This window comes from Amycolatopsis sp. WAC 01416 (genome assembly GCF_003947485.1).
Lineage (GTDB): Bacteria > Actinomycetota > Actinomycetes > Mycobacteriales > Pseudonocardiaceae > Amycolatopsis.
Genome location: NZ_QHHX01000002.1, coordinates 1090211 through 1114731 on the forward strand (window position 1 = coordinate 1090211; position 24521 = coordinate 1114731).

General features: G+C 69.1%; 21 protein-coding genes. 16 read left to right on the forward strand and 5 right to left on the reverse strand.

Features of this window, described 5'->3' with window-relative positions:
* The first annotated feature begins 442 nt into the window (after window positions 1-442).
* The 8 genes from DL990_RS09665 to DL990_RS09700 all read left to right on the forward strand — a co-directional run bounded on the left by DL990_RS09665 (window position 443) and on the right by DL990_RS09700 (window position 9345).
* Window positions 443-709, forward strand: coding sequence for a hypothetical protein (locus DL990_RS09665; protein WP_007035338.1), 267 nt, complete (start codon window positions 443-445; stop codon window positions 707-709).
* 13 nt (window positions 710-722) lie between these two features.
* Window positions 723-1199, forward strand: a complete 477-nt coding sequence (locus tag DL990_RS09670) for a hypothetical protein (RefSeq protein ID WP_125781103.1) — start codon at window positions 723-725, stop codon at window positions 1197-1199.
* Window positions 1200-1202: 3 nt separating this feature from the next.
* A complete protein-coding gene (locus tag DL990_RS09675) occupies window positions 1203-4163 on the forward strand; it encodes an ATP-binding protein (RefSeq protein ID WP_125798421.1) in 2961 nt (986 codons plus the stop codon).
* The gene (locus DL990_RS09680; protein WP_125781107.1) at window positions 4160-6325 is read left to right on the forward strand and encodes a magnesium transporter; all 2166 of its coding nucleotides are present in this window, start codon (window positions 4160-4162) and stop codon (window positions 6323-6325) included. Before DL990_RS09675 ends, DL990_RS09680 begins: the two co-directional genes overlap by 4 nt.
* Window positions 6326-6328: 3 nt before the next feature.
* Entirely contained in the window at window positions 6329-6925 is a 597-nt protein-coding gene (locus DL990_RS09685) for a hypothetical protein (protein WP_125781108.1), read from the forward strand.
* 4 nt (window positions 6926-6929) lie between these two features.
* Window positions 6930-7928, forward strand: coding sequence for a C40 family peptidase (locus DL990_RS09690; protein WP_125781110.1), 999 nt, complete (start codon window positions 6930-6932; stop codon window positions 7926-7928).
* A gap of 102 nt (window positions 7929-8030) precedes the next feature.
* On the forward strand, window positions 8031-9113 hold the full coding sequence (locus DL990_RS09695) for a hypothetical protein (RefSeq protein WP_125798422.1): 1083 nt from the start codon (window positions 8031-8033) through the stop codon (window positions 9111-9113).
* A 34-nt stretch (window positions 9114-9147) separates the two neighbouring features.
* Entirely contained in the window at window positions 9148-9345 is a 198-nt protein-coding gene (locus DL990_RS09700) for a hypothetical protein (RefSeq protein WP_076163388.1), read from the forward strand.
* 278 nt (window positions 9346-9623) lie between these two features.
* On the opposite strand, the gene DL990_RS09705 is transcribed toward DL990_RS09700, so the two are convergent.
* Window positions 9624-10589 (reverse strand): AAA family ATPase, encoded by a 966-nt coding sequence (locus DL990_RS09705; protein ID WP_125781114.1) that lies wholly within the window; start codon window positions 10587-10589, stop codon window positions 9624-9626.
* Window positions 10590-10723: 134 nt separating this feature from the next.
* Here DL990_RS09705 and DL990_RS09710 point away from each other — a divergent pair, with 134 nt between their 5' ends.
* Together DL990_RS09710 and DL990_RS09715 are read left to right on the forward strand one after the other, a co-directional pair.
* Window positions 10724-12133 carry an RNB domain-containing ribonuclease gene (locus DL990_RS09710; RefSeq protein WP_125798497.1) on the forward strand — a complete coding sequence of 470 codons (1410 nt, stop codon included), beginning with the start codon at window positions 10724-10726 and terminating at the stop codon, window positions 12131-12133.
* On the forward strand, window positions 12130-12900 hold the full coding sequence (locus tag DL990_RS09715) for a helical backbone metal receptor (RefSeq protein ID WP_125798423.1): 771 nt from the start codon (window positions 12130-12132) through the stop codon (window positions 12898-12900). Before DL990_RS09710 ends, DL990_RS09715 begins: the two co-directional genes overlap by 4 nt.
* Before the next feature lie 46 nt (window positions 12901-12946).
* On the opposite strand, the gene DL990_RS09720 is transcribed toward DL990_RS09715, so the two are convergent.
* Together DL990_RS09720 and gabT are read right to left on the reverse strand one after the other, a co-directional pair.
* Window positions 12947-14377: an aldehyde dehydrogenase family protein gene (locus DL990_RS09720; protein ID WP_125781118.1), complete on the reverse strand. Its 1431-nt coding sequence runs from the start codon at window positions 14375-14377 to the stop codon at window positions 12947-12949.
* Complete coding sequence (gabT, locus tag DL990_RS09725; protein ID WP_199746278.1) at window positions 14374-15705, reverse strand: 4-aminobutyrate--2-oxoglutarate transaminase; 1332 nt, start codon at window positions 15703-15705, stop codon at window positions 14374-14376. Before gabT ends, DL990_RS09720 begins: the two co-directional genes overlap by 4 nt.
* 109 nt (window positions 15706-15814) lie before the next feature.
* Here gabT and DL990_RS09730 point away from each other — a divergent pair, with 109 nt between their 5' ends.
* A complete protein-coding gene (locus DL990_RS09730; RefSeq protein WP_199746279.1) occupies window positions 15815-17284 on the forward strand; it encodes a PucR family transcriptional regulator in 1470 nt (489 codons plus the stop codon).
* On the opposite strand, the gene DL990_RS09735 is transcribed toward DL990_RS09730, so the two are convergent.
* Both DL990_RS09735 and DL990_RS09740 read right to left on the reverse strand, forming a co-directional pair.
* Entirely contained in the window at window positions 17268-18002 is a 735-nt protein-coding gene (locus DL990_RS09735; protein ID WP_125798425.1) for a cache domain-containing protein, read from the reverse strand. The two genes, DL990_RS09730 and DL990_RS09735, sit on opposite strands and share 17 nt — an antisense overlap.
* 32 nt (window positions 18003-18034) lie before the next feature.
* Complete coding sequence (locus DL990_RS09740; RefSeq protein ID WP_125781124.1) at window positions 18035-18778, reverse strand: FadR/GntR family transcriptional regulator; 744 nt, start codon at window positions 18776-18778, stop codon at window positions 18035-18037.
* Between the two features lie 164 nt (window positions 18779-18942).
* On the opposite strand from DL990_RS09740, the gene DL990_RS09745 reads away from it, so the two are divergent.
* The 5 genes from DL990_RS09745 (at window position 18943) to DL990_RS09765 (ending at window position 24486) form a co-directional block, all read left to right on the forward strand.
* On the forward strand, window positions 18943-20364 hold the full coding sequence (locus tag DL990_RS09745) for a gamma-aminobutyraldehyde dehydrogenase (RefSeq protein WP_125798426.1): 1422 nt from the start codon (window positions 18943-18945) through the stop codon (window positions 20362-20364).
* A 20-nt stretch (window positions 20365-20384) separates the two neighbouring features.
* Window positions 20385-21479: an ABC transporter ATP-binding protein gene (locus tag DL990_RS09750; RefSeq protein WP_370451286.1), complete on the forward strand. Its 1095-nt coding sequence runs from the start codon at window positions 20385-20387 to the stop codon at window positions 21477-21479.
* A 27-nt stretch (window positions 21480-21506) separates the two neighbouring features.
* Complete coding sequence (locus tag DL990_RS09755) at window positions 21507-22712, forward strand: ABC transporter substrate-binding protein (protein WP_125798428.1); 1206 nt, start codon at window positions 21507-21509, stop codon at window positions 22710-22712.
* A gap of 73 nt (window positions 22713-22785) precedes the next feature.
* The gene (locus DL990_RS09760; protein ID WP_125781132.1) at window positions 22786-23670 is read left to right on the forward strand and encodes an ABC transporter permease; all 885 of its coding nucleotides are present in this window, start codon (window positions 22786-22788) and stop codon (window positions 23668-23670) included.
* 9 nt (window positions 23671-23679) lie between these two features.
* Window positions 23680-24486 carry an ABC transporter permease gene (locus DL990_RS09765; RefSeq protein WP_125798429.1) on the forward strand — a complete coding sequence of 269 codons (807 nt, stop codon included), beginning with the start codon at window positions 23680-23682 and terminating at the stop codon, window positions 24484-24486.
* Window positions 24487-24521: the final 35 nt, after the last annotated feature.

Genomic DNA, 24521 nt, shown 5'->3' on the forward strand with positions numbered 1-24521 from the left:
TACGCTATGTAGCGAAAATGCCTGCCCTGTTTTCGCTTTGGGTAACGGAAGTGTGACTTTCGCTTGATCGGCACTCATGATTTTTGTCGAATGCGTGTTCACCCAGCGGACTCGGGAGAAGCCACCGAACGAGTCATGTCACACTGGTCGAGGCCCGATTCTCCGCGACCGACCCGTACTCACAGTGAGCAAGATGCCTCGCAACCGAGTGAGGCCGTCAGCACACTGCGAAATACGGGTGGCCGGGGTTAAACCAGACGACCCTTGCAACGATGATGGAGACCGAGGATGGTCGTGGTGCTGTGCCTCGCTCTGTGATCAGTGGATAAATCGATATCTACAGAGCGCGCTTTGACCACTACGCCTCGTGACGCCATGATGTTCGAAGCACCACCGAGCCAGAACCGCGCGAACCCCCTCTCCGCGCACCGGGAGTAATGCGATGATGACCATGACCACCCTCGACACGCTGGCCGCCGGCGAGCTCGGCACCGGCAACGTCCGCACCTGGCTGATCGACAACATCATCCCCCTGGTGCTGCTGGCCGTCGCGCTCCTCCTGCTGTGGCTGGGCGGTGGCAAGGGAGACAACGCCGGTGTCATGCGCCGACTCGCCGGTGTCGTGATCGCGCTGGCGATCATCGGCCTCGCGGTGAGCGGCGCCGGAGTCAACGTGGGCCAGTGGATCGCCGGCCTCTTCACGGGCTGAGGCAGGGCTCGCGTTGCGTATCCGCACCGATGACGAGGTTTACCGGGTCGATGCCGTGTGGCTCGGCCCGCCGAAAGCGACTTTTCCCTGGAGAGCCCGCTACGTCGCGTGGCTCGTCGGTATCCCGGTCTTCCTGCTCGTGCTCACCGTCGAACGGTGGGCGGGCTGGAGCTTCGGGTTCTTCTCGACCGCCTGGGCCTTCGTCGCCACAATCGTGATCACCAGATTGATCACGTCCAAGATCAGTCACGAGCGCCCACTCGGCGCCGTGGCCGGGATGGCGGCGAAAGAGCTCAACACTCCTAGAGAACGGACCACGGGCACGGGGGGCGCCGCCAGCGCGTCCCGCGTCCGGGTACGGGCGACCCGCCCGCTACCGAAGCAGCGCAGGAGACGGCAGTACCAGCAGCACGGCTACGGCGGCGGCGCCGGAGCTCAGGGAACACCACGAGCGCGTCGGAGCCGCCCTGCGGCTCGGGCCGGGAGGTAGTCGTTGTTCGGTCGCGGCGGAAGCCGAGGAAAACGTGATCGAGATCTGCAGCAAGGGGCCTGGAACCCGCCCCAGCAGGTCCGCTCCGCGCAGCCCAAGAAGGCCGGCAAGGGAAGGCGGCTGCCCGGCGAGGCGGCCATACCCACCTATACCCCGTCGATCGCGGCGCGAAGCATCGACGGGCACCTGTTACGCACCGGTTATGAGGTCTACGCCTGGTATCGGCTCGCGCCGCAGCGCTGGTCGTTCCGGTCGGATTCGCAGCGCCGCGACCTGATCGCGGCCATCGCCGGGCAGTACGCGGAGCTTCAGGGCCGCTGGCTGCACCTGCGGGTGACCAACCGGCCGTACCCGATCCGCATGTGGGCCGAGGCCCACGTGCACAACGCCGTCGGCCGTCCCCAGGACGTGCAGGGCGCGTTGTCCTTCGACGACTACCTCATCGGCGAGCAGCAGCAGCTGATGGGCCGCTCGATGGCGGAAAAAGAGGTCTACCTCGGCGTCCAGGTGCAGACCAGGCGGATGATCGACCGTGCGGTCGAGAGTGCCGCCCCGGTGCTGCGCAAGATCCTGCCCGAGGCCGTCGACGCCGAGCTGGCCGCGCTCGACTCCGAGGTCGAGCACCTCGATCAGGTGATCGGCTCGGCCGGGCTCGAAGGCCGTCCGGTGCACGCCGAGGAGATGTCCTGGCTGATGCACCGCTCGTGCTCGCTGGGCCTGCCCGCGCCGCGCAACATGCCCGCGGTCCCCGGCGCCGCCTGGGAGCCCGAGGATCTCGCCAGTTTCACCGACGCGGCGGATTTCCACGCCGAGCCGTACGCGCCGACGGTCACCGTCCGCGGCCGCACCGGGTCGAACGCCGGGGTCTCGCGGCATCTCGCCGTCCTCACCGTCGGCCAGATGCACGGTCTCCAGATCCCCGAGGTCGACGACCCGTGGATCCAGCACGCGGACCGGCTGCCCGCCGCGGTCGAGGTGTCCGCGCGGATCTACGTCCGGCGCCCCGAGGAAGTGGCGGGTGAGCTCCAACGCCAGATGAACAAGGTCCGCTCGCAGGTCAAGCACTACACCGACGAGCACGAGCTGGAGCCGCCGCAGTCGCTGGCGCGCCAGGCGGGCCGGGTGCTGGAGATCGACGACGAGATGACGTCGGGTTTCACCGCGCTGGCCACCCGGGTGCGTTCGTGGTGGCGGCTCGCGGTGTCCGGGCCGACGGAGCGGGACGCGCTGCGCCTGGCCCAGCAGCTCCTGGACCTCTACAAGCCGAAGATCGCCGTCGAGCATCCCGAAGCCCAGTACGCGCTGGCCAGGGAGTTCATCCCCGGCGAGCCGCTGGCTTCGGCGGCGTACATGCGGCGCGGTTCGGTCGTGTGGGCGGCGTCGTCGGTGCCGACGGCGACGGCCGAGGTGGGCGACCGCCGCGGCATCCTGCTCGGCGAGACAGTGACCGCGACGCGGCGCCCGGTGGCCTGGGACCCGTGGATGGCGCAGGAGATCCGCGACGGTTCCGGCCTGACCGCGATGGTCGCCGGTCTCGGTGGCGGTAAGTCGTTCCTCGGCGGCGGCATCGTCTACAAGACGCTCCGCGCGGGCGCGCACTGGACGATCCTCGACCCGTCGGGCCCGCTGTCGCGCCTGTGCGATCTGCCCGAGTTGCGGCCGTACGCGCGGAACATCAACCTGCTCAACGCGCAGCCCGGCATCCTCAACCCGTACCGGGTGGTCGCCGAGCCGCAGATCGAGCACTTCATGGACGAGGACGACCCCGAGCGCTCGTGGCGGCGGGAGAAGGCCCTCGCGGGCGCGACGCGCCGCCGTCTCGTGCTCGACGTCCTCTCCGGTGTCCTGCCGTACGAGGTCTCGCGGATGGCGCAGACCCGGATCGTGCTGCTGCGCGCCGTTCGCGCGGTCGGCGGCCGGTTCGAAGCCGACCCCGGCCAGGTCATCGACGCGCTGCGCCGGGACTCCAGCGAGCACCACGAGCACGCCGTCGTCGTCGCGGACTTCCTCGACGAGATGCGCGAGCGGATGGCGCTGCTCATCCCGGAGACCGACGCGGACCCGTACGCCGAGACCCGCGACGACCGGATGACCGTGCTGACCATGGCGGGCCTGACCCTGCCCAAGGACGGCGTCCCGCGCGAGTACTGGACGGACGCGGAATCGCTCGGCGTCGAGATGCTGAACCTCGCCGCGTGGCTGACGCAGCGGTCGGTGTACGAGAAGCCGAAGGAACTGCGCAAGGGCGTCTGGATCGACGAGGCGTTCTTCCTCTCCGAGGTCCCGACCGGTCGCGTGCTGATGAACCGCTTCGCACGTGACTCGCGTAAGTGGAACGTCCGCGTGCTGCTGTCCTCGCAGATCCCCGCGGACTTCCTGAAGATCCAGGGTTTCGTGGCGCTGCTGGACTCGGTGTTCGTGGGGCGTCTCGACGACGACGACGCCCAGGCCGACGCGCTGCGCCTGCTGAAGGTCCCGGTCGGCGTCGGCTACGAGCAGGTCGTCGCGGCGCTGGGCCGCCGTCCCGGCTCGTCCCGCGATCTCCAGCGGGACGTCGAGCCCCGGCAGTTCATCTTCGGTGACGGTGCCGGTGGCGTGGAGCGGATCCGCGTCGACTTCTCCGGCCCGCACCTGGAGCACCTGCGCCGGGTCATGGACACCACGCCGGGTTCGCCGGACGCCAAACCATCGAGGCCGGGCAACGAACTCGCCGTCCCGGAGGAGAAGCAGTTCGTGGCCGCTCCGCCGGAGGAAGACGATTTCGAACTCGAAGAGGATCTCGAACTCGCGGCCGAACTCGAGGTCGGGCTGACCGAGGAGCAACTGCTCGGCGCTCCGGACCCGTTGGCGGCCGAGACCGGGGAAGTGCAAGGCGCCGTCCAAAACGGACACATCACGAACGGGGAAAAGGGCGAGCAGCACGCGCGCGCCGGCAAGGGCGGCACCGGCAGGGATGCCGCATGAACACGGTGATCACGCTGGCGTGCGTGCTCGCGTTCGCCGCCGGCTGGCACGCGCTGCGCCGCCGCCTCAAAGAGGGGCCGCGGCCCGGCAAGACCAGACCCAGCCGCCGCGCGACGATGTTCGTCGTCATGCTGATCCTGGGCCTCCAGGCCGTGGCGACCGCTCCGGCGGCTTCGGCCGCCGCCTGTGGTGAGGCGCCGAACCCGGAACGGCCCGGCGCGGGCATGGTCGGCGCGCTCGACCCGCCCGCGACGGCGCGCGGTGAAGGCGGAAGCCCGTACAACGTCTACGGGTACGCGGGGCACGTCTGGGACACGTTCGAAACCGACTGCGGCCCGCTGGCCGGGATCACCTCGCCGAACTCGACGATCGACACCTGGGCGGGCAACCAGCTGTTCAACATCGGCAAGAACCTCGTCGGTGCCACGAACTCGCTGCACTACACCGTCTTGCAGGGCAGCCTGCTCAGCCCGCTGTACAACGCCGTCAAGGCCGGGGCCGAGAAGGTCTACAACAACATCTACGCCCAGTTGTTCGGCCTTGCCGCGCTGATCATGTCCATCATGTTGTTCCGCAACATCTGGCGCGGTGATCTCGCGGCGGTCAGCAAACGGGCGCTGTACGGGCTCGCCGCGGTCTGGCTGGCCGCGTCCTCCTTGGCATTGCTGCGCTTCCTCGATCCGATCGACAACGCGATCGTGCAGACCACCACCAACATCCAGGCCGGCTTCATCGACGAGCCCAAGACGCCGCCGCCGACCCAGCCGCCGCCGCCCTCGGCGCAACCGTGTCAGGCGACCCCGGAGGCCGTCGCGGCTCGCCAGCCGTGGGACCGGGTCCCGACCGAACTGCACTGCCGGGTCGTCTACGACAACTGGCTCCGCGGGGAGTTCGGCAGCCCGGATTCGCCGCAGGCCATCCAGTACGGCCCGGCCCTCCTGGACGCGCGTGCCTTCACCTGGGGCCAGATCCAGCAGGGCGGCGACGCCGACACCGCGCTGGTCGACTCCAAGAAGGCGGCGTTCAAGGACATCTCCACCAAACTCGGCCCGGCGACGGGCTATTTCACAGGTGAGGACGGCAGCCGCGTGGGCGCCGGTTTCCTTTCCCTCGGCCAGGGCATCTTCTACTCGCTGTTCCAGTTGCTGGCCAAGGCCACGGTGCTGCTCGCGCAGGTCCTGATCAGGATCTTCGTCCTGACGGCCCCGCTGATCGGGCTGATCGCGCTGCTCCAGCCGCAGATCATGCAGCGCATTCTCAAGGTCGTCGGCGCGGTCGCCTTCAACCTCATGGTGCTTTCCGTGCTGGCAGGCGTGCACACGCTCCTGCTCGAGGCGATCTTCACCGCGGGGAACTCGCTTTCCCTGCTGACGAAGATGGCGCTCGCGGGCATCATCACCGTGTTGCTGTTCATGATCGGCCGCCCCGTGCGGCGGCTGTGGCAGATGGTCGAGATGTCCGTCGGCATGGTCGGCGGCGCGGTGCCCTCGCCCCGCGGCGGCCTCTTTTCCCGCTTCCGCAAGAAGAACAACGAACCGACCCCGCAGGACGCGTTCTGGCAGAACGTCCGCGACACCGACGATGTGGTCGACGGCGACCTCCGCGGCCCCGTGGGCGCGACGGTCGGCGGCGGCCGGTTCCGGCCCGAAGCGACGATCTTCGCCAGCTCCCAGCGGCTCGACAACGGCTCCGGCGCGATCCGGCCCGCCGCGGCCTGGTCGGGAGCGCCGTGGCCCGGCGCTGTCGGCGGCGGTGGCGGCACGGCCGCGCTTCCCGCCGGTGGCGGCGGAGGCGTTCCGGTGTTCGGTCAGTACAACCCGTCCGCGGGCAATCCGGGCGACTCCATGTTCACCTCGGGCGGGCGGAGCCCCATCCAGGTACCGAGCCGCCGGGTCGACACCTCGCCGGTCGCCGACCGGCGCTGGAGCGACGAACCGGAGCCGGTCGTGGTGCCGTCACGGATGAACACCGCGGGCGGCGGCTACACCACGCCCGACCACTCGGGCACCGTGCCGGCGCAGGCGGGGCCTTCGACTCCGCGCCCTCGCCGCGTCGATCCCGAAGTCGTCGCGGGCAAGCCGGTCTACGTGCTGTACCGCCCTTCGCGCGGGCTCGAGGTCCGCGAGGAAGTCCGCGACACAGACCACGCAGTGGGTCGGTGACCCATGCCGATCCGGACCAACCGCGGGCGCACCGCGGTCTACCGCAGACTGTGGGGCTGGCCGCTGCGCTCGCCCCGCCACCTCATCGGCACGCTGGTGATCCTCGCGGTGCTGTTCACCGCGCTGGGCATCGTGCTGCCGAAGGCCATCGGAAAACCGGGACAGACGGCCACCGGGCCGGGTGCTTCGGCGACAGCCACTTCGCGTCCCGGCGTCGCGGCGCCGGTGACCGTGACGTCGACGCTGCCGCCGAGGATCACCACCCAGCCGCCGCCGTCTTCCGCGCCGGTCGACCAGGACGGGGTCCGGGTCGCCAAGGAGTGGGTGACGGCATGGGCGAACCATCCCGACGGCACGACGACAGACCAGTGGCTGAACGGACTGAAGCCGTACACCACCGAGGAGTACCTGGCCGGGGAACTGACGACCGTGGATCCCGCGAACATCACCGCGACCAGGGTCTCCGGGGAGCCGCAGGTCGCGTCCTCGGTCACCGGATCGATGGAGGTCGACGTCCCGACGGACGGGCCCAAGGTCCGGGTCACCGTCGTCAAGACGAACCCGGGATGGCGGGTCACCAAGTTCACGCAAGCGGGCTGACCCGATGAAGATCGGGATCATCGTCGGCGTGCTGATCGCCGCGGTCTTCGCCGCGGTGGTCACCACGAGCAAGGTCACCGAGGTGGTGACCGACCACATGGAGGCCCAGGCGGGCGGCGTCGTCAAGACCTCTTGCGACGCGTCGATCGGGCCGACCCTGCCAGGGCAGGCCGACCGCGGTTCTTCGGACGTGAACAAACTCGACGAAGAACAGAAGGGGATCGTCGCGCTGATCATCTCGATCGGCAAGCAGCGGACGCTGTCCCCGCGGGCGTGGCAGGTGGCGATCCAGGCCGGGATGACCGAGTCCAAGCTGCGCAACCTGACCTACGGCGACCGCGACTCGCTCGGCATCTTCCAGATGCGGCCGTCGATGGGCTGGGGCACCGTCGCGCAGGTCACCGACCCGCCGTACCAAGTCAACAAGTTCTACGACGTACTGCTCGCGGTGCCGAACTGGGAGAACATGCGTCCCGGTGACGCCGCGCAGCGGGTGGAGCGGTCCGGCTTCCCCGACCGGTACCACAATTGGGAGCCGATGGCGGCCCTCCTCGTGCAGAACGAGGGCCAGATCGTCGACGTCGTCGGCTGTGGGTCGAGCGTGGGCAGCGTGGTGCCGCCGAGCCAGGCCGCCGCGCAGGCCATCAAGTTCGCGCTCGGCGAGCAGGGCAAGCCGTACGTCTGGGGCGCCACGGGGCCGAACAGCTACGACTGTTCCGGGTTGATGCTGCGGGCGTACGAGTCGGCCGGGATCATCATCCCGCGTGTTTCGCGGGACCAGTACAAGGGCGGCGCGATGCTGCCGGTCCGCCAGGCGCAGCCGGGCGACCTGCTGTTCCTCGCCACCGTGCCGTCGAATCCGGCGACCATCCACCACGTGATGATGTACCTGGGCGAGGGCAAGATCGTCGAGGCGCAGCAGACCGGGGTGCCGGTGCACATCCGGGACTTCTCCTTCGACGAGGCCGAAGTGGTCGCGCAGGCGGTCCGTCCTGGCGTTTAGCATGGTGAAAGCGTGGTATCGCGAACGCGGGACCATCGGATTCACCCGAAGTGGCGGCCTGTCCACCGGCAAGCGGCCGCACACTGGCAGAGGATGAAGAACGTGGCACGGAAATTCGGAAGGCGAGGCAAGCCCGCGGCGGCCAACGGCCCGGAGGTCGATCCCCGCGACCTTTTCGGTACCGCCCAACCCGCGCGGCACGCCGCCCGGCCGGCGTCGAGCACGCCGTTGGCCGATCAGCTGAACCAAGGCTGGCCGGGCGTCGACCCCGGTTATGTCGTGTTGCCGCGTTCGCTGGCCGAGGGGATGTCGCTGCCATGGCAGCAGCAGATGGCCGCCCTGCTGGCCCAGTTCCATCACGAGAACGCCCGTCTCGCCTGGCCGATCTACCGTGTCGTCCCGTCGCGCTACGAAAAGCTCGTCGACCTCGACGAGGAACAGCTGGCGGAGGCCGGCTACCTGGTCGAGATGGACACCGAAGGCGAGATGATCTACCGCGAGCGCAGCGGCCGGAAGATCGAAGACCCGGCGAACACCACGGTGCTCGTCTCGTGCCTCGACCCGATCCCGAAGCCCGCGCAGCGTCAGGCCCCTCCGCCGCCTTCGCAGGCCGCGCCGCCCGCGACCGGGCAGCCGCCACGCGCCCCGGCGCCGATGAACATCGGACCCGCACCGGTGTGGCGCACGGTCACCCCGTCCGTGCCTCCTGCTCCGCCTGTTCCGCCCGGGGGGCCGGCGTCGCCGGGCGGCCAAGCGCTACCTCCGGCCCAGCCCTCTGCCCCCGCTGGGCCTCAGGCACCCCCGCCTGCCTCGCCTCCGGCTCTGCCTCAGCCAACCCGGATGCAGCCTCCGGCGACGAACCAGACGCCGCCTCCGCCTCCGCAGATGAGCGTGCCTCCGGCCACTCCGGAAGCGCAGTCCGCCGCGCCGTCCCAAGCCGAACCGGAGCCGCCTGTCACGACTCCGCCGTCGTCCGCGATCGCTCCTCCTCTGCCGCAGCCCGTGTCGCCCGCTTCACCTCCGCCGGAACCCGCGACCCCGCCGCGCGGCGTCCCGATGAACCGCGGCTGGTTCGACGAGCTCGCTGAGAACGCGCCGGAAAGCTCGAAGGTGGCGCGGTCCGAGGGCGCCGAGTTCGGCCCGACCGGTGATCCGACGGAGATCCCGTACCGCTATCGCAAGTGATGACAGGACGTCCGGGTGATGTCAGGCTTGTCGTATGTCGAGCGACCCGAACCCGGATCAGGGCTGGTACTTCAACACCAAGACGAACCAGGTCGAGCACCTGGAACGCGGCCGGAGCGTCGACCTCCTCGGCCCGTACCCGGACGAGGCGACGGCCCGGCGCGCCCTGGACATCGCCAAGGAACGCACGCGGCAGGCCGACGCCGAGGACGCCAAATGGAACGGTGACTGAGCGCCTGAGGTCACCCTCGTGAGTGGTACTCACGAGGATTTCCGCGGGGATGTCGCAGCAGGCCTCCACACTCGCCCGTGCGCCAGATTTCGGTCTTGATCAACGGAGGATCGGGGACGTTGAGTGTCCCCGATCCTCCGTTGATCAAGACCGGTCGGCCCACTCGCCCGTGCCCCGTGATCAGGCGGGAGAGCAAGGGACCTTTGCTAGCGTTGCTTAGCGTAGGCAACCAAGCGATAGCAAAGGTCCCTTGCTCTCTTCCCCGCTAAAACAGCAGGTCAGGCGTCCTGCCCCGCCAAAGCCGGGCCCAGCGTGAACTCCGGATCCACCTGCGCCGTGAGGTCTTCCCCGGCCCGCCCGCTGCCCCACGCCCGCGCGTTGCGGAGGTGGAACTCGACGCCCTGCCGCTGGTAGCGCGCCCAGTCGCGCTGCTCGCCGTCGACGGTCGCGAGCATCGAGTCCAGCGTCGCGAGGTTGTGCGTCTCGAGTTCGCCGATGGGGCGCGCGCGGCCGCGTTCGGCGGCGCGGACGTGCCGCGAGTTCTCCATCCAGCCCAGCAGGGCGTCGCCGACCTCTTCGCGCAGGAACTCGATGTCCTCGTCTTCGGTGACCTTGTTGCCCACGACGACCAGCCGCACGCCGAAGTCGCGCGCGTAGTCGGCGTATTGCCGGTACACGCCGACGCTGCGCACGGTCGGTTCGCACACCAGGAAGGTCACGTCGAACCGCGTGAACAGGCCGGACGCGAACGCGTCGGCGCCGGCGGTCATGTCCATGACCACGTATTCGCCCGCGTCGTCGATCATGTGGTTCAGCAGCAGTTCCGCCGCGCCGACCTTCGAGTGGTAGCACGCGACGCCGAGGTCGTCCTCGTCGAACTGTCCGGTGACGCCCAGCCGTACGCCGCCGAACTCGCGGAAGCACGCCTGGAAGATCGGGTTGTCCTCGAACGGCCGGACCAGCCGCGACCCGCGCCCCGGCGGGGTCGTCTTGATCATCGAGGCCGCGTCGGCGATCCGCGGGTTGTCGCCGCGCAGGTATTCCTTGATCAGGCCCATGTTGTCGCCCAGCGTCGGCCACGCGATGGCCTCTTCCTCGCTCGCGCCGAGCGCGACGGCGAGGTGCTGGTTGATGTCCGCGTCGATCGCCAGAACCGGTTTCCCGCCGCCGGCCAGGTACGCGGTGAACAGCGACGCCAGCGTGGTCTTCCCGCTGCCGCCCTTCCCGACGAACGCGATCTTCACGCCACGGACCTTCCTGTCGTTTTGAAAAGGGTATCGGTTTTCATTTCGGTCCGTAACGTACACCCGACCGGCCCGCACCCGAACGGGCGATCAACGGCGCCGGATCGGGATAGGGTTGGGTGGTGCCTCCACTCGTGATCAGGACACACGCGGCAGGAGGGGACTTCGGTCACCTTCGAGCCGAGTTCTCGCTGCCGGAGTCGTTCGGGCCCGACGTGCTCGCCGAGGCGGAAGCGGCGGTCGTCGACCCGCTCGAGTCGGCGGGGGAACGCGAGGACGCCACCGGTCTGCCCTTCGTCACCATCGATCCGCCCGGTTCCAAGGACCTCGATCAGGCGGTGCTGATCGAGCGCGCCGAGGGCGGCGGGTTCCGCGTCCACTACGCGATCGCCGATCTGGCCGCGTTCATCCCGCCGGGTGGCGCGCTCGACAAGGAGGCGCGCCGCCGCGGGCAGACGCTCTACCTGCCCGACGGGAACGTCCCGCTGCACCCGCCGGTGCTGTCCGAGGGCGCGGCGAGCCTGCTGCCGGGGGAGACCCGGCCGGCGGTGCTGTGGACCATCGACGTCGACGAGCGCGGCGAGCCGACGGCGACCAACGTCCGCCGGGCGCTCGTCCGGTCCACCGAACAGTTCGACTACGAGACCGTCCAGGCTTCGATCGACGCGGGGAGTCCGCATCCGTCGGTCGCCGCGTTGCCGGAGCTGGGCCGCCTTCGCCGCGAGCTCGCGATCCGGCGCGGCGCGGTCGAACTGCAGTTGCCGGAGCAGGAGATCAGCGGCGATCCCGACGGCGGCTGGGCGCTGATCCAGCGGCCGCGCAACGACGTCGACGCGTGGAACGCCGAGATCTCGCTGCTCACCGGCATGGCCGCGGCCAAGATCATGATCGGCGCCGGGATCGGGGTGCTGCGCACGCTGCCCCAGCCCGACGCCGAAGCGGTCGAATGGCTGCGCCGGTCCGCGCAGGCGCTGAACATCGACTGGCCCGAAGGCAAGAGCGTGTCGGAGTTCCTGGCCGCGCTCGACCCCGGTCAGCCCGCCTCCATGGCACTTTTCGCCGACACCACCAGGCTTTTGCGCGGCGCCGGATACACCGCGTTCGACGGCGAACTGCCCGCCTTGACCACGCACGCCGGGATCGGCGGCGCGTACGCCCACGTCACCGCGCCGATCCGGCGGCTGGTCGACCGATTCGCCACCGAGATCTGCCTCGCCGTGAGCGCCGGTCGTGAAGTGCCCGCGTGGGTTCGCGCGGCGCTTTCGGAGGTGCCGGAGCAGATGACCGCCTCCGACACGCTGGCGGCGAAGGTCGAACGTGCCTGCATCGACCAGGTCGAGGCGTGGGTCATGGTCGAGCACATCGGCGAGGAGTTCGACGCGATCGTGCTACGGGCCGACGACTCCAAGTCGGAGATCCTGATCGAGAATCCGCCGGTGATGGGCAAATGCGCGGGCGAGAAGCCGCCGGAAGGCGAGCGGATCCGGGTCCGGCTCACGGCAGTGGACGTCGACAAACGGAAACTGTCCTTCGAGCGCGCATGATCGACGATCTCGGCGAAGTGGTCCCGCTGCGCGAACCGGCGTCGCGGGTGGTGTCGCTCGTTCCGTCGCTGACCGAGGCTGTCGAGGTGAGCGCGCCGGGAAGGCTCGCGGGCGCCACGGACTACTGCACCCATCCGGTCGATCTGGACGTCCCGAGGGTGGGTGGCTCGAAGTACCCGAACGTGGACAAGGTGCTCGAACTCGAGCCGGATCTGGTGCTGGCCAACTCCGAGGAGAACCGGCCGGAGGACGTAGAACGCTTACGTGCCAACGGGATTCCGGTCTGGGTGATGGAGGCGTCGGCGACCGTGCCCGGCGCGCTCGCCTCGATCCGGCGGATCCTCACGCAGGCCTACGACCTCGCCGAGCCGGATTGGCTGGTCGAAGCCGAAGAGATCTGGCGGGAGACGCTGCCGGAGCGGTTCCGGGCGGTCGTGCCGGTCTGGCGGAAGCCGTGGATCGTGCTCGGCAGGGACACCTTCGGCGGCGACGTCCTGCATCGCGTCGGGATCGGAAACGTCTACGCGGACGACGAAGCGCGCTACCCGCGTCCGAAGCTCGACGAGCTCCAAGCGCGCTTCGCGGCCGGAGACGCGAACCTGCTCGTGCTGCCCGACGAGCCCTACGAGTTCACCGCGGACGACGGCCCCGAAGCGTTCCCCGGCGCGAAGCACGTCCTGGTCTCCGGGCGCTATCTGACCTGGTACGGCCCTTCGCTCGTCGAAGCCCACTCTCACCTCACGCAACTGGTCACCTGGTTGCGATAGTTCGCGCAACGAACCATCGCAACCAGGTGCCGAATTGCGAGAGGGATCAGAGGGTCAGGCCGGTCAGGACGGTGACGCGTTCTTCGGTGAAGTCCGCCATCGCCGACGCGGGGCCTTCGCGGCCGACGCCGGAGTCCTTCACGCCGCCGTAGGGCATCTGGTCGGCGCGGAAGCTCGGCACGTCGCCGACGAGCACGCCGCCGACGCGCAGCTTCGCGGACACGTCGAACGCCGTCGGCAGGTCGCGTGTGAACACGCCCGCCTGAAGGCCGAAGCGCGAGTCGTTGATCCGGCGCACCCCGTCCTCCACCGAGTCCACGCGCGTGATCGACACGACCGGCCCGAAAACCTCGTCGGCCATCACCGACGCGTCCTCCGGCACGTTCGCGAGCACCGTCGGCTCGACGGTCGCGCCGTCGCGCTTCCCGCCGGTCAGCAACTCGCCGCCCGCCTCGACGGCCGCCGTGATCCACGATTCCACTCGGGAAGCGGCGGCGGTGTTGATCAGCGGTCCGACGTCCACGCCGTCCGTCCGCGGGTTGCCGGTCCCGAGCGCGCGCACCTGCTCCAGCACCTTCGCCCGGAGCTCGTCGTAGACGTCGGCGTGCGCGTAGACGCGCTGCACCGAGATGCACGACTGGCCCGCTTGGTACATGGCGAAGGTCGCGATCCGCTGCGCCGCGAAGTCCAGATCCGTCCAATCAGGACAGACGAGTACCGCCGCGTTGCCGCCGAGTTCGAGCGCGACGTGCTTGCGCGGCACGCTGTCGCGGATGCCCCAGCCCACCGGCACGGAACCGGTGAACGACACGACCGGCAGCCGCGGGTCCGAGACCAGCTTGGCCGATTCCTCGTTGCTGACCGGGAGAATCGACCAGCTTCCGGCGGGCAGGCCGGTCTCGGCGAGGATCTCGCCGAGCAGCAGTGCGGTCAGCGGTGTCGCGGGCGCGGGCTTGAGCACGATCGGCGCGCCGACCGCGATCGCCGGCGCGACCTTGTGCGCCACCAGGTTCAGCGGGAAGTTGAACGGCGTGATGCCCAGCACCGGGCCCTTCGGGACACGGCGGACCAGCGCGAGCCGTCCCGTGCCGCCCGGGTCGGTGTCGAGGCGCTGCAGGTCACCGGAGAACCGGCGGGCCTCCTCGGCGGCCCAGCGGAACGTCGACGCCGCGCGCCCGACCTCGCCGCGCGCCCACTTCAGCGGCTTGCCCGACTCGGCGGTGATCAGCTGTGCGAGCTCTTCGGACCGCTCACCCAAAACTCGGGACACGTGGTCCAACGCGCCCGCTCGGACGTGCGCGGGCAGCGTCGCGAACTCCTCCTGGACGTCGTGCGCCGCCTGCACGGCGGTCTCGATGTCCGAAGTGGACGGAACGTGGTGCGACCCGGCCTCGCTCCCGTCGAAGGAGTGACGGACGACGACGGTCTCGCCGCTGGTGACCGGCTTTCCGGCTACCCAGAAGGGGAATGTAGTCACTTGGAGGCCTCCGTGCGGACAGCGTGCTCGAGGACGGACAGTCCCTCGTCGAGCAGTTCGGCGGACAGGGACAGCGGCGGCAGCAGGCGGACGACGTTGCCGTAGGTGCCGCAGGTGAGGACGACGACGCCTGCCTGGTGGCAGGCCTGCGCGATCCGCTTGGTCAGGTCGGCGTCGGGTTCGGTGGTGCCCGGCTTGACGAACTCGGCGGCCAGCATCGCGCCGCGGCCGCGGACGTCGCCGATCACACCGGTCTCCTCGGCCAGCGCGCGCAGCCGCGGCAGCACCGTGTTCTCGATGCGCTTCGCCGACGCCGCGAGGTTCTCCTGGCGCATGACCTCGATCGAGCCGAGCGCCGCCGCACACGCGATCGGGTTGCCGCCGTAGGTTCCGCCGAGCCCGCCCGGCGGGACGGCGTCGAGCAGTTCCGCGCGGCCGGTGACTGCGGCGAGCGGTAGCCCGCCCGCGATGCCCTTGGCGGTGGCGATCAGATCGGGCACGACGTCTTCGTGCGTGGACGCGAACCACTCGCCGGTGCGGCAGAAACCGGTCTGCACCTCGTCGGCGACGAACACGACGCCGTTTTCGGTGCACCAGCGGGAAAGCGCGGGCAGGAAGCCGGGAGCGGGCTCGATGAAGCCGCCTTCACCCTGAACCGGTTCCAGCACGACGGCCGCGACCTGGTCGCCGCCGATCTGCTTCTCGATGCGGTCGATGGCGATCCGCGCGGCTTCGGGACCGGACAGCCCGTCGCGGTACGGGTACGAGCCGGGCACGCGGTACACCTCGGGCGCGAACGGGCCGAAACCGTGCTTGTAGGGAATGGACTTCGCGGTCAGCGCCATCGTCAGGTTGGTGCGGCCGTGGTAGGCGTGGTCGAACACGACGACGGCCTGACGCCCGGTCGCGGCGCGGGCGATCTTCACCGCGTTCTCGACGGCTTCGGCGCCGGAGTTGAACAGCACCGAACGCTTCTCGTGGGTGCCCGGCGTCAGCTTGTCGAGTGCTTCGCACACCTCGACGTATCCCTCGTACGGCGTGACCATGAAACACGTGTGCGTGAACCGGCCGACCTGCTCGCGGACGCGGTCCACGACGGCCGGGGCGGCGTGGCCGACGTTGGTCACCGCGATGCCGGAACCGAAGTCGATCAGGACGTTGCCGTCGGCGTCGGTGAGCAGGCCGCCCTCGGCGGAGGTGACGTAGACGGGCAGCACCGAACTCACGCCCGCGGCGACGACGGCGGCACGTCGCTCCTGCAGTGCGCGCGAGGCGGGGCCGGGGATCTCGGTGCGCAGCCTGCGCTGGGTTTCGGTGGTGACGGTCACGGCCAGACTCCTGCGGACGCGAGGGACGGGGTCGCCCTCCAGGATGGGAGCCCGCCCGGTCCGCGTCAGCTCGACATCTTGTCTATATCGAGGCGTAGAGTTGGACAACATGGCACTGACCCTCGCCGCACTGGTGGCGGAACGCCCGCTCGGCCTGCGGGTGCGTGCGGCGGAGGCCGGGCTCGACCGGCAGATCGGCTGGGTCCACCCCACCGAACTGACCGATCCGCAGGCCTTCCTCGAAGGTGGCGAGCTGCTGCTGACCACCGGTCTCGCCCTCGACGAGACCACGTCGCCCGGGTACATCCGGCGGCTCGTCGACGCCGGCGTGGCGGGGCTCGGTTTCGGCGTCGGCCTCAGCCACGAAAGCATCCCGCAGTCCCTTGTGGACACCGCCGAAGAGGTCGGGCTCCCGGTGCTCGAAGTGCCGAGAAAGACGCCGTTCATCGCGATCACGCGAGCGGTCTCCCGTGCGGTCGCCGCCGACGAATACGCCTCGCTCGTGCGCACCGGCAAGGGGCAGCAGGAGCTGACCAGGACGGCCGTCGGCAAGGGCGGGCCCGGCGGGGTGGTGCGCAAACTGGCGAAGCTGGTCGACGGCTGGGTGCTCCTGCTCGACTCGTCCGGTGCGGTCACTGAGGCTTCGCCATCCGCGAGACCCTTCGCCGACGGACTCCAGGATGACTTCGCGCGGCTGCGCGCGGGCACGCTGGTGACGGTGGCGGGGGAGTACGAGGTCGTCCTGCAGACGCTGGACACCCGTGCCCGAGGCGTGCTCGCCGTCGGCACCCGTGAACCGCTCGACGCCGCGGGGCAGCACATCGTCAACACCGCTGTATCCTTGCTTTCCCTTGCCCTGGAACAGAACCGCGAGCACGTCGGTGCCTTGCGACGGCTGAGGTCGGGGACGATCGACCTGCTCGCCGCCGGGCACACCGAGCTCGCCACGCGCACGATGAAGTCACTCTGGGGCGGTGTCCCGGAAGCGCCGTGGTCCGTGCTCGCCGTCACCGGTGCCGCGGGCGCGCGCCGGTCGCTCGCCGACTCGCTCGACGCCGAAGTGTCCGGGGAGTCGGTGTTCTTCGGCGAGTCCGGGGCGTTCGTGGTCGCGCTCGGCGACGTGGAAACCGTCACCCTGCTGGTGTCCCGGACCGGCGGGCTGCACGCCGGGCTGTCCGATCCGGTGTCCACAGTGGATTTCCCGGCCGGGCTCCGGCAGGCGAAACAGGCGGCGGAAGCGGCGAAGGCCGAACGGTCCCCGTTGGTCCGGTTCGCCGAACACGCTGGGCGCGGTTTTCTGGAGATGGTCGATTCCCAAGCGGCGCAAGCGTTTTCGGACAGTCTGCTGGCGCCACTGCGACACCATGACAAGACCGGTCGTGGCGAGCTGGTCGCCTCACTGACCTGCTGGCTCGAACACCACGGTCATTGGGATCTGGCGTCCGCGCGGCTCGGCGTGCACCGGCACACCTTGCGCAATCGCATGCGCAAGGTCACCGAACTGACCGGCCGTGATCTCGATTCCCCTGGCGTGCGCGCCGAATTCTGGCTCGCGCTGCAGGTCAGCGCTCGGACCTGACCAGGGCGATCGGCGAGTCTCCGCAGCGTCGCAGGTGCGTGCCGGTCTCCGTCGTGACCGGCTCCGCGCCGGCGGACCACCAGGCCGGGACGTCGATGTCGCGCACCAGGGAACCGGTCGCCTGGCGCGCGTTGTTCGACACGATCACCCGGCCTTGGGCGTTGACCAGCGCCGCGCGGCCGCCGAGCGCGCGTAGCTTCGGTGCCAGCAGGCGCTCGACTTCGCGCACGTAGATGTCCGCGCCGACGACCCCCGCGAAAGTCCCGGCGCGCTGGACTGGGACCGTGAAGGTCAACGTGTATTCGTCGGTGCAGAGGTAATCGACGTATGGGCCGTTGATGTGGCGGCGGCCGGTGTCACGCGGGACGGTGAACCACGACTGCCGGGTGTAGTCCAGGAAGTTCTCACTGGCCGGATCGAGGCTGATGACCAGTTGCGCCGGCTCGGCGTCGCCGGTCTCGGTCCACCATTCGAAGGCGAATTCCTGATCGGTCAGCGCGTTCGGCGCGCTGATGAACCCGGCACCGACGACCAGGCCGCCGAGGACGTCGAAGACCTGCGGCCGGAGGCGGGTCAGGTCTCCGGCGGTGGCATCGGCGGATGCGGCCAGGAGCCCTTCGGCGCCGGCCAGTACCGGCTTCAGTCGGCCGAAGACGTCCTCGACCAGGGTGGATACCTGTTCCACGACCTCGGAACCGGCGGACGGTGTGTCGTTCACGATGCTCACCTCGGATGCGCGGATGCCGCAGCTTAAGGGGCCAGAAGGTCTAAATGCACGTCCGCCAGCCGGTCTATCGCTTCGAGGATGTGCTCCTCGGTGAGCTTTCTGGCCAGCTCGCCGTCGCCCTCCGCGATGGCGGCGGCGATCGCGCGGTGTTCGGCGTAGGCGTTCTCGCGGGTGCCGTGCGGCTCGAGCGGCAGCCACAGCAATCCGCCTCGTTCGCTCTGCAGTTGCACTTCTTCTCTGGTCAGCCGCGGTGATTGGGCGGCCGCGGCGACTTCGAGATGGAACTGGCGCTCGGCGCGCGATGCCTCCGCGCCGGTGGCGGTGCGGATGTCCTCGGTCGCCAGTTCGAGACGCTCGATGTCCTCGGGCGAACTCCGCTCGGCGGCGAGTTTGGCCGCGGCGCCCGCGATGGCGAGATAGTGATCGCCGACGTCACGGAGTTCGGACAGCGAAACCGTGCGAAGGCGCTCTCGCCACGAAGCGGCCGAAGGGTTGGCAGGCGTCTTCACGAAGCTTCCGCCGCCTCGGCCGCGTCGCGTCTCCACAAGCCCCTGTTGCCGCAAGGCCACGAGCGCTTCGCGAACCGTCACGGTGGAGACACCGAACTGCGACGCCAGCTCGGCTTCGCTCGGCAGCTGCTCCGAGTCGGCCAGCAGCCCGAGAGTGATGGCGTCGACCAGCCGCGCGGTGACCGCTTCCGCCCGGCCGATCTGGTCGAGCGGCGCGAACATCGCTGATCGCGCGCTGTGCGACATCCCCTTACGCATGGTGGCCCTTCGCCCGTACCGCTACCCGATGGAACCAATCTTGCCCCATCGTCTTGTCATTTAACATCTGGACTTATATGTTTTAGCTCCCGCGCCGCCCCACAAGGGAGCAGGGGACCTTTGCTATCGCCTCACGCCCCCAGGCCCAGTAGCCAGGAGCTCTCGTGCAGCAGTTGAAGCACTTCATCGGCGGTGAGTACAGCGGATCCGCGTCGGGCCAGGTCGCCGACATCGTCGATCCCGTCACCGGCCGCCCGTATTGCACCGCCGCCGTCGCCGGCCCCGAAGACGTCGACCGCGCGCTCGAAGTCGCGGCCGCCGCCTTCGAAACCTGGCGCGGCACCACGCCCGCGCAGCGCCAGCTCGCGCTGCTGAAGATCGCCGACGCCGTCGAAGCGCGCGCGGACGGCCTCGTACTCGTCGAATCGGCGAACACCGGCAAGCCGATCGCGCTCACCGCGGCCGAGGAACTGCCGATGATCGTCGACCAGTTGCGGTTCTTCGCGGGGGCCGCGCGTGTCCTCGAAGGACGGTCGGCGGGCGAATACATGGAAGGGCATACCTCTTTCGTCCGCCGAGAGCCGATCGGCGTGTGCGCGCAGGTTACGCCGTGGAACTATCCGCTCCTCATGGCGGTCTGGAAGATCGCCCCCGCGCTCGCCGCGGGCAACACCGTGGTGCTCAAACCGGCCGACACGACACCCGCGTCGACCCTGCTCCTCGCCGAGATCTGCGCCGAATTCCTGCCGCCCGGCGTGCTCAACGTGATCTGCGGGGACCGCGACACCGGACGCGCGCTCGTCGAGCACGAGATCCCCGCGATGGTGTCCATCACCGGCTCCGTCCGCGCCGGGATCGAAGTCGCCGCTTCGGCCGCGAAGGACGTGAAGCGCGTACACCTCGAGCTCGGCGGTAAAGCGCCCGTAGTGGTCTTCGCGGACGCGGACATCGAAGCGGCTGCTGAGGGCATCGCCGCTGCTGGGTACTTCAACGCGGGTCAGGACTGTACGGCGGCGACGCGTGTCCTGGTCGCCGACGAAGTCCACGACACGTTCGTCGCCGCCCTCACCCGGCAGGCGCGGGCGACGACCACCGGCAAACCCGACGACACGTCGGTCACCTACGGGCCGCTCAACAACGCCGCCCAGCTCGACCGGGTCGCCGGTTTCGTCGACCGGCTGCCCGCGCACGCGACGGTCCACTGTGGAGGTAAACGGCATGGGGACGAGGGTTACTTCTACGAACCGACGGTGATCTCCGGCGTCCGGCAGGACGATGAGATCAGCCAGACGGAGGTCTTCGGCCCGGTAATCACCGTGCAGCGCTTCGAGACCGAAGCCGAAGCGCTCGCCGCGGCCAACGGCGTCGACTACGCGCTCGCGTCGTCGGTGTGGACCACCGACCACCAGCGGGCGATGCGGCTGGCGGGGAAGCTCGACTTCGGCTGCGTGTGGATCAACACGCATATCCCGCTGGTCGCCGAAATGCCGCACGGCGGCTTCAAGAAGTCCGGCTACGGCAAGGACCTCTCGCTCTACGGCCTCGAGGACTACACCCGCGTCAAGCACGTGATGAGCGCGCTGTGACGACCACCGAAAGGCACGCCATGCCTCATCAAGCGCCAACGACCGCCGCGGGGGAGCAAGGGACCTTTGCTATCACTTCCGCAGGTGGAGGCGCGGTTCCGGCCATCCGGCTGCGCGGGCTGCGCAAGGAGTTCGGCCAGGTCCACGCGGTCGACGGCGTCGACCTCGACATCCCGCCCGGTGAGTTCTTCTCGATGCTCGGCCCGTCCGGCTCCGGCAAGACGACCGTGCTCCGCATGATCGCCGGCTTCGAACTGCCGACCGCGGGCAAGATCGAACTGCACGGCCGCGACGTCAGCCGCCTCGCGCCCTTCGACCGCGACGTCAACACCGTCTTCCAGGACTACGCGCTCTTCCCGCACATGACCGTGCAGCAGAACGTCGAGTACGGCCTCCGGGTGAAGCGTGTCCCCCGCGCGGAGCGGCGTCAACGCGCGAAGGACGCTCTCGACACCGTTCGGCTCGGCGAGTTCGGCGAGCGCAAACCCGACCAGCTCTCCGGCGGCCAGCGTCAGCGCGTCGCGCTCGCCAGGGCTTTGGTCAACCGGCCGAAGGTGCTCCTGCTCGACGAACCACTCGGCGCCCTCGACCTGAAACTGCGCCACACCATGCAGACCGAGCTGAAACAGATCCAGCGCGACGTCGGCATCACCTTCATCTTCGTCACCCACGACCAGGACGAGGCGTTGACGATGAGCGACCGCATCGCGGTGTTCAACGCCGGCCGCATCGAACAGGTCGGCTCACCGGTCGAGGTCTACGAACGGCCCGCCTCGCCGTTCGTCGCCGGCTTCGTCGGCACCTCGAACCTGCTCAGCGGCGGCGGCGCCGAGAACATCATCGGCAAACCCGGGGTGTTCAGCATCCGCCCCGAAAAGATCCGCATCGACGCCGATCTCTCGAAATCCGCGGACGTCGGCGAAACCAGCGCCACCGGCACCGTCACCAACACCGTCTACGCCGGCGCGACCGTGCGCTACGAGGTCACCCTCGACGCCGGCGGCCAGCTCTCCGTGGTCCGGCAGAACACCGCCGAACCCGCGGACTTCGATGGCGGCCGTGTCCGCCTGAGCTGGCGGCACGAACACAGCTTCCGCGTCCCCGAAGCCGGTTAGCTCTCCCCAGCACCGAAAGGTTGTTCAATGAAGAACAGGAAACTCGCGCTCGCCGGCCTGCTCGGCGCCGGCCTGCTCGTGGCCGCCTGCGGAACCTCCGGATCCAGTTCGACCGCGGCCGCGCCCGGTGGGCAGGGCTTCACCCCGCCGAAGCTCGACGCGCTCGCGCAGCTCGGCCAGCCGGAAGGCCAGGTCAACGTGCTGGCCTGGCCCGGATACGCGGAGAACGGCTCCAATGACCCGGCCGTCGACTGGGTCACCGGCTTCGAGAAGGAGACCGGCTGCAAGGTCAACGTCAAGGCGTTCGGCACCTCCGACGAGGCCGTGAGCCTGATGAAGACCGGACAGTACGACGTCATCTCCGCCTCCGGTGACGCTTCGCTGCGGCTCATCGCGTCCGGAGACGTCGAACCGGTGAACACCGCGCTCGTGCCGAACTACGCCGACGTCTTCGACTTCCTCAAGAACCGCCCGTGGAACAGCGTGAACAACGTTTCCTACGGCGTGCCGCACGGTTGGGGCGCGAACCTGCTCACCTGGCGCACCGACAAGGTGAACCCGGCGCCAACGTCGTGGTCGGTCATGTTCGACGCGAACAGCCCGTACAAGGGCAAGATCACCGCCTACGACTCGCCGATCTACATCGCCGACGCCGCGCTGTACCTGCAGACGCACAAACCCGAACTCGGCATCAAGAACCCGTATGCCTTGGACGACAAGCAGTTCCAGGCCGCCGTCGACCTGCTCAAGCAGCAGCGCCCGATGGTCGCGGAGTACTGGTCGGACTATCTGAAGGAGAGCCAGGCGCTCAAGAGCGGCGACGCCGTCGTCGGCACCGCCTGGCAGGTGACGGTGAACCTGACCAAGAGCGAGGGCGCGCCGGTCGAATCCGTGCTGCCGTCCGAAGGCGCGACCGGCTGGTCGGACACCTGGATGGTGTCGGCGAAGTCGCCGCACAAGACGTGCTCCTACAAGTGGCTGAACCACATCGTCAGTCCGAACGCCAACGCGCAGGTGGCCGAGTACTTCGGCGAATCGCCCTCGAACCCCAAGGCGTGCGCCGAAACCAAGAACAAGGCGCACTGCGAGACCTTCCACGCCGGTGACGCCGCGTACGCCTCGAAGATCGCCTACTGGACGACGCCGATCACGCAGTGCCTCGACGGCCGCACCGACGTCAAGTGCAAGGACTACGGCGAGTGGACCCGCGCCTGGACCGAGATCAAGGGCTGACTCCCGAACTCCGGGAGCGGCCGGTGGGCCCCCCACGCCGGCCGCTCCCGGTCCCATTCCTAGGTGGAAAAACATGACGACCACCCTCGATTCGCCGCGGCGGAAGACCTCTGCCTTCCTGTACCGCAAACCCAAGCTGCGACTGGGAATCCTGCTCTCCGCGCCGATGCTGTGGCTCGGCCTCGCCTACCTCGGCGCACTCGCCGCGTTGTTCGTGACCGCGTTCTGGAGCACCGACGTCTTCACCGGCCAGGTCGTGACCGAGTGGTCGCTGAACAACTTCGTCACCCTCTTCAGTGACGCGGTGTACCGCACGATTACCCTCCGGACGGTCGGGATCGCCGCGCTGGTCACGGTGGTCACCGCGATCATCGCCTTCCCGATGGCGTTCTACATGGCCAAATTCGCCTCACCGAGGGCGCGGCGGCTCCTGGTGATCGCCGTCATGACGCCGCTGTGGGCGAGCTACCTGGTGAAGGCCTACGCGTGGCGGACCATGTTGTCCGGCAACGGTGTCCTGCACTGGCTGCTGAACCCCTTCGGCCTCGACACCCCCGGCTACGGCGTGCTCGCGACCGTGATCACGCTGTCGTATCTCTGGCTGCCGTACATGATCCTGCCGATCTACGCGGGTCTGGAGCGGCTGCCGAACTCCTTGGTGGACGCCTCGGGCGACCTCGGCGCCCGGCCGTTCCGGACCTTCCGCTCGGTGGTGCTGCCCGTGACGTTCCCGGCCGTCGTCGCCGGCTCGATCTTCACGTTCTCGTTGTCGCTGGGCGACTACATCGCGGTGAAGATCGTCGGCGGCACGTCGCAGATGCTCGGCAACGTCGTCTACGACAACATCGGCGCGGCCAACAACCTGCCGTTCGCGGCGACCGTCGCGACCGTACCCGTGGTGATCATGCTCGCCTACCTCGCCGCCGTGCGCCGCACGGGCGCGCTGGACAACCTGTAGGAGCGCGCGATGCGGCTTTCCCGGACGACCAAATACCTTCTGCTCGTGGCGCTGGTGCTCGGCCTCGCGGTGATCTACTTCCCGCTGCTTGTGGTCCTGCTCAATTCTTTCAACGCCGACACCACCTTCGGCTGGCCGCCGTCGAGCTTCACCCTCGAATGGTGGGGCCGGGCCGCGGACAACGAGGGCGCGCTGAACGCGCTCGGCACGAGTGTCCGAGCAGGACTCGCCGCGACCGCGATCGCCTTGGTGCTAGGCACAATGGCGGCTTTCGCGCTGCAGAAGTACCGCTTCTTCGGCCGCAACCAGGTGTCGCTGCTGATCATCCTGCCGATCGCGCTGCCCGGCATCGTCACCGGTATCGCGCTGAACAACGCCTTCCGCACGATCCTCGGCATCGACCTCGGCCTGTTCACCGCGATCGTCGCGCACGCGACGTTCTGCATCGTGGTGGTGTTCAACAACGTCGTCGCGCGCCTGCGGCGAATGGGCGGGAACCTCGAAGAGGCGTCGATGGACCTCGGCGCCGACGGCCTCACGACGTTCCGCCTGGTGACCTTCCCGATGCTGCGGTCGGCCCTCCTTGCAGGCGGCCTGCTGGCGTTCGCGCTGTCGTTCGACGAAATCATCGTCACGACGTTCACCCTCGGCACCGGACTGGAAACCCTGCCGATCTGGATCCTGAACAACCTGTTCCGGCCGAACCAGGCACCGATCGTCAACGTCGTGGCGGCGGTCCTGATCCTGGCCTCGACGGTTCCGGTCTATCTGGCGCAACGGCTTTCCGGCGACACGACCTCCGGTGGTCGTTTGTAGACGAACGCCGGTGCGGCCAGAAAGCCGCACCGGCG

What these genes read in the sequence shown, in the direction of transcription:
- DL990_RS09760 (WP_125781132.1), top strand. Translation starts at nt 22,786, where the DNA reads ATGACGACCACCCTCGATTCGCCGCGGCGGAAGACCTCTGCCTTCCTG.
- DL990_RS09690 (WP_125781110.1), top strand. Translation starts at nt 6,930, where the DNA reads ATGAAGATCGGGATCATCGTCGGCGTGCTGATCGCCGCGGTCTTCGCC.
- DL990_RS09715 (WP_125798423.1), top strand. Translation starts at nt 12,130, where the DNA reads ATGATCGACGATCTCGGCGAAGTGGTCCCGCTGCGCGAACCGGCGTCG.
- DL990_RS09680 (WP_125781107.1), top strand. Translation starts at nt 4,160, where the DNA reads ATGAACACGGTGATCACGCTGGCGTGCGTGCTCGCGTTCGCCGCCGGC.
- DL990_RS09740 (WP_125781124.1), bottom strand. Translation starts at nt 18,778, where the DNA reads ATGCGTAAGGGGATGTCGCACAGCGCGCGATCAGCGATGTTCGCGCCG.
- DL990_RS09750 (WP_370451286.1), top strand. Translation starts at nt 20,385, where the DNA reads ATGCCTCATCAAGCGCCAACGACCGCCGCGGGGGAGCAAGGGACCTTT.
- DL990_RS09730 (WP_199746279.1), top strand. Translation starts at nt 15,815, where the DNA reads ATGGCACTGACCCTCGCCGCACTGGTGGCGGAACGCCCGCTCGGCCTG.
- DL990_RS09700 (WP_076163388.1), top strand. Translation starts at nt 9,148, where the DNA reads ATGTCGAGCGACCCGAACCCGGATCAGGGCTGGTACTTCAACACCAAG.
- DL990_RS09765 (WP_125798429.1), top strand. Translation starts at nt 23,680, where the DNA reads ATGCGGCTTTCCCGGACGACCAAATACCTTCTGCTCGTGGCGCTGGTG.
- DL990_RS09755 (WP_125798428.1), top strand. Translation starts at nt 21,507, where the DNA reads ATGAAGAACAGGAAACTCGCGCTCGCCGGCCTGCTCGGCGCCGGCCTG.
- DL990_RS09665 (WP_007035338.1), top strand. Translation starts at nt 443, where the DNA reads ATGATGACCATGACCACCCTCGACACGCTGGCCGCCGGCGAGCTCGGC.
- DL990_RS09685 (WP_125781108.1), top strand. Translation starts at nt 6,329, where the DNA reads ATGCCGATCCGGACCAACCGCGGGCGCACCGCGGTCTACCGCAGACTG.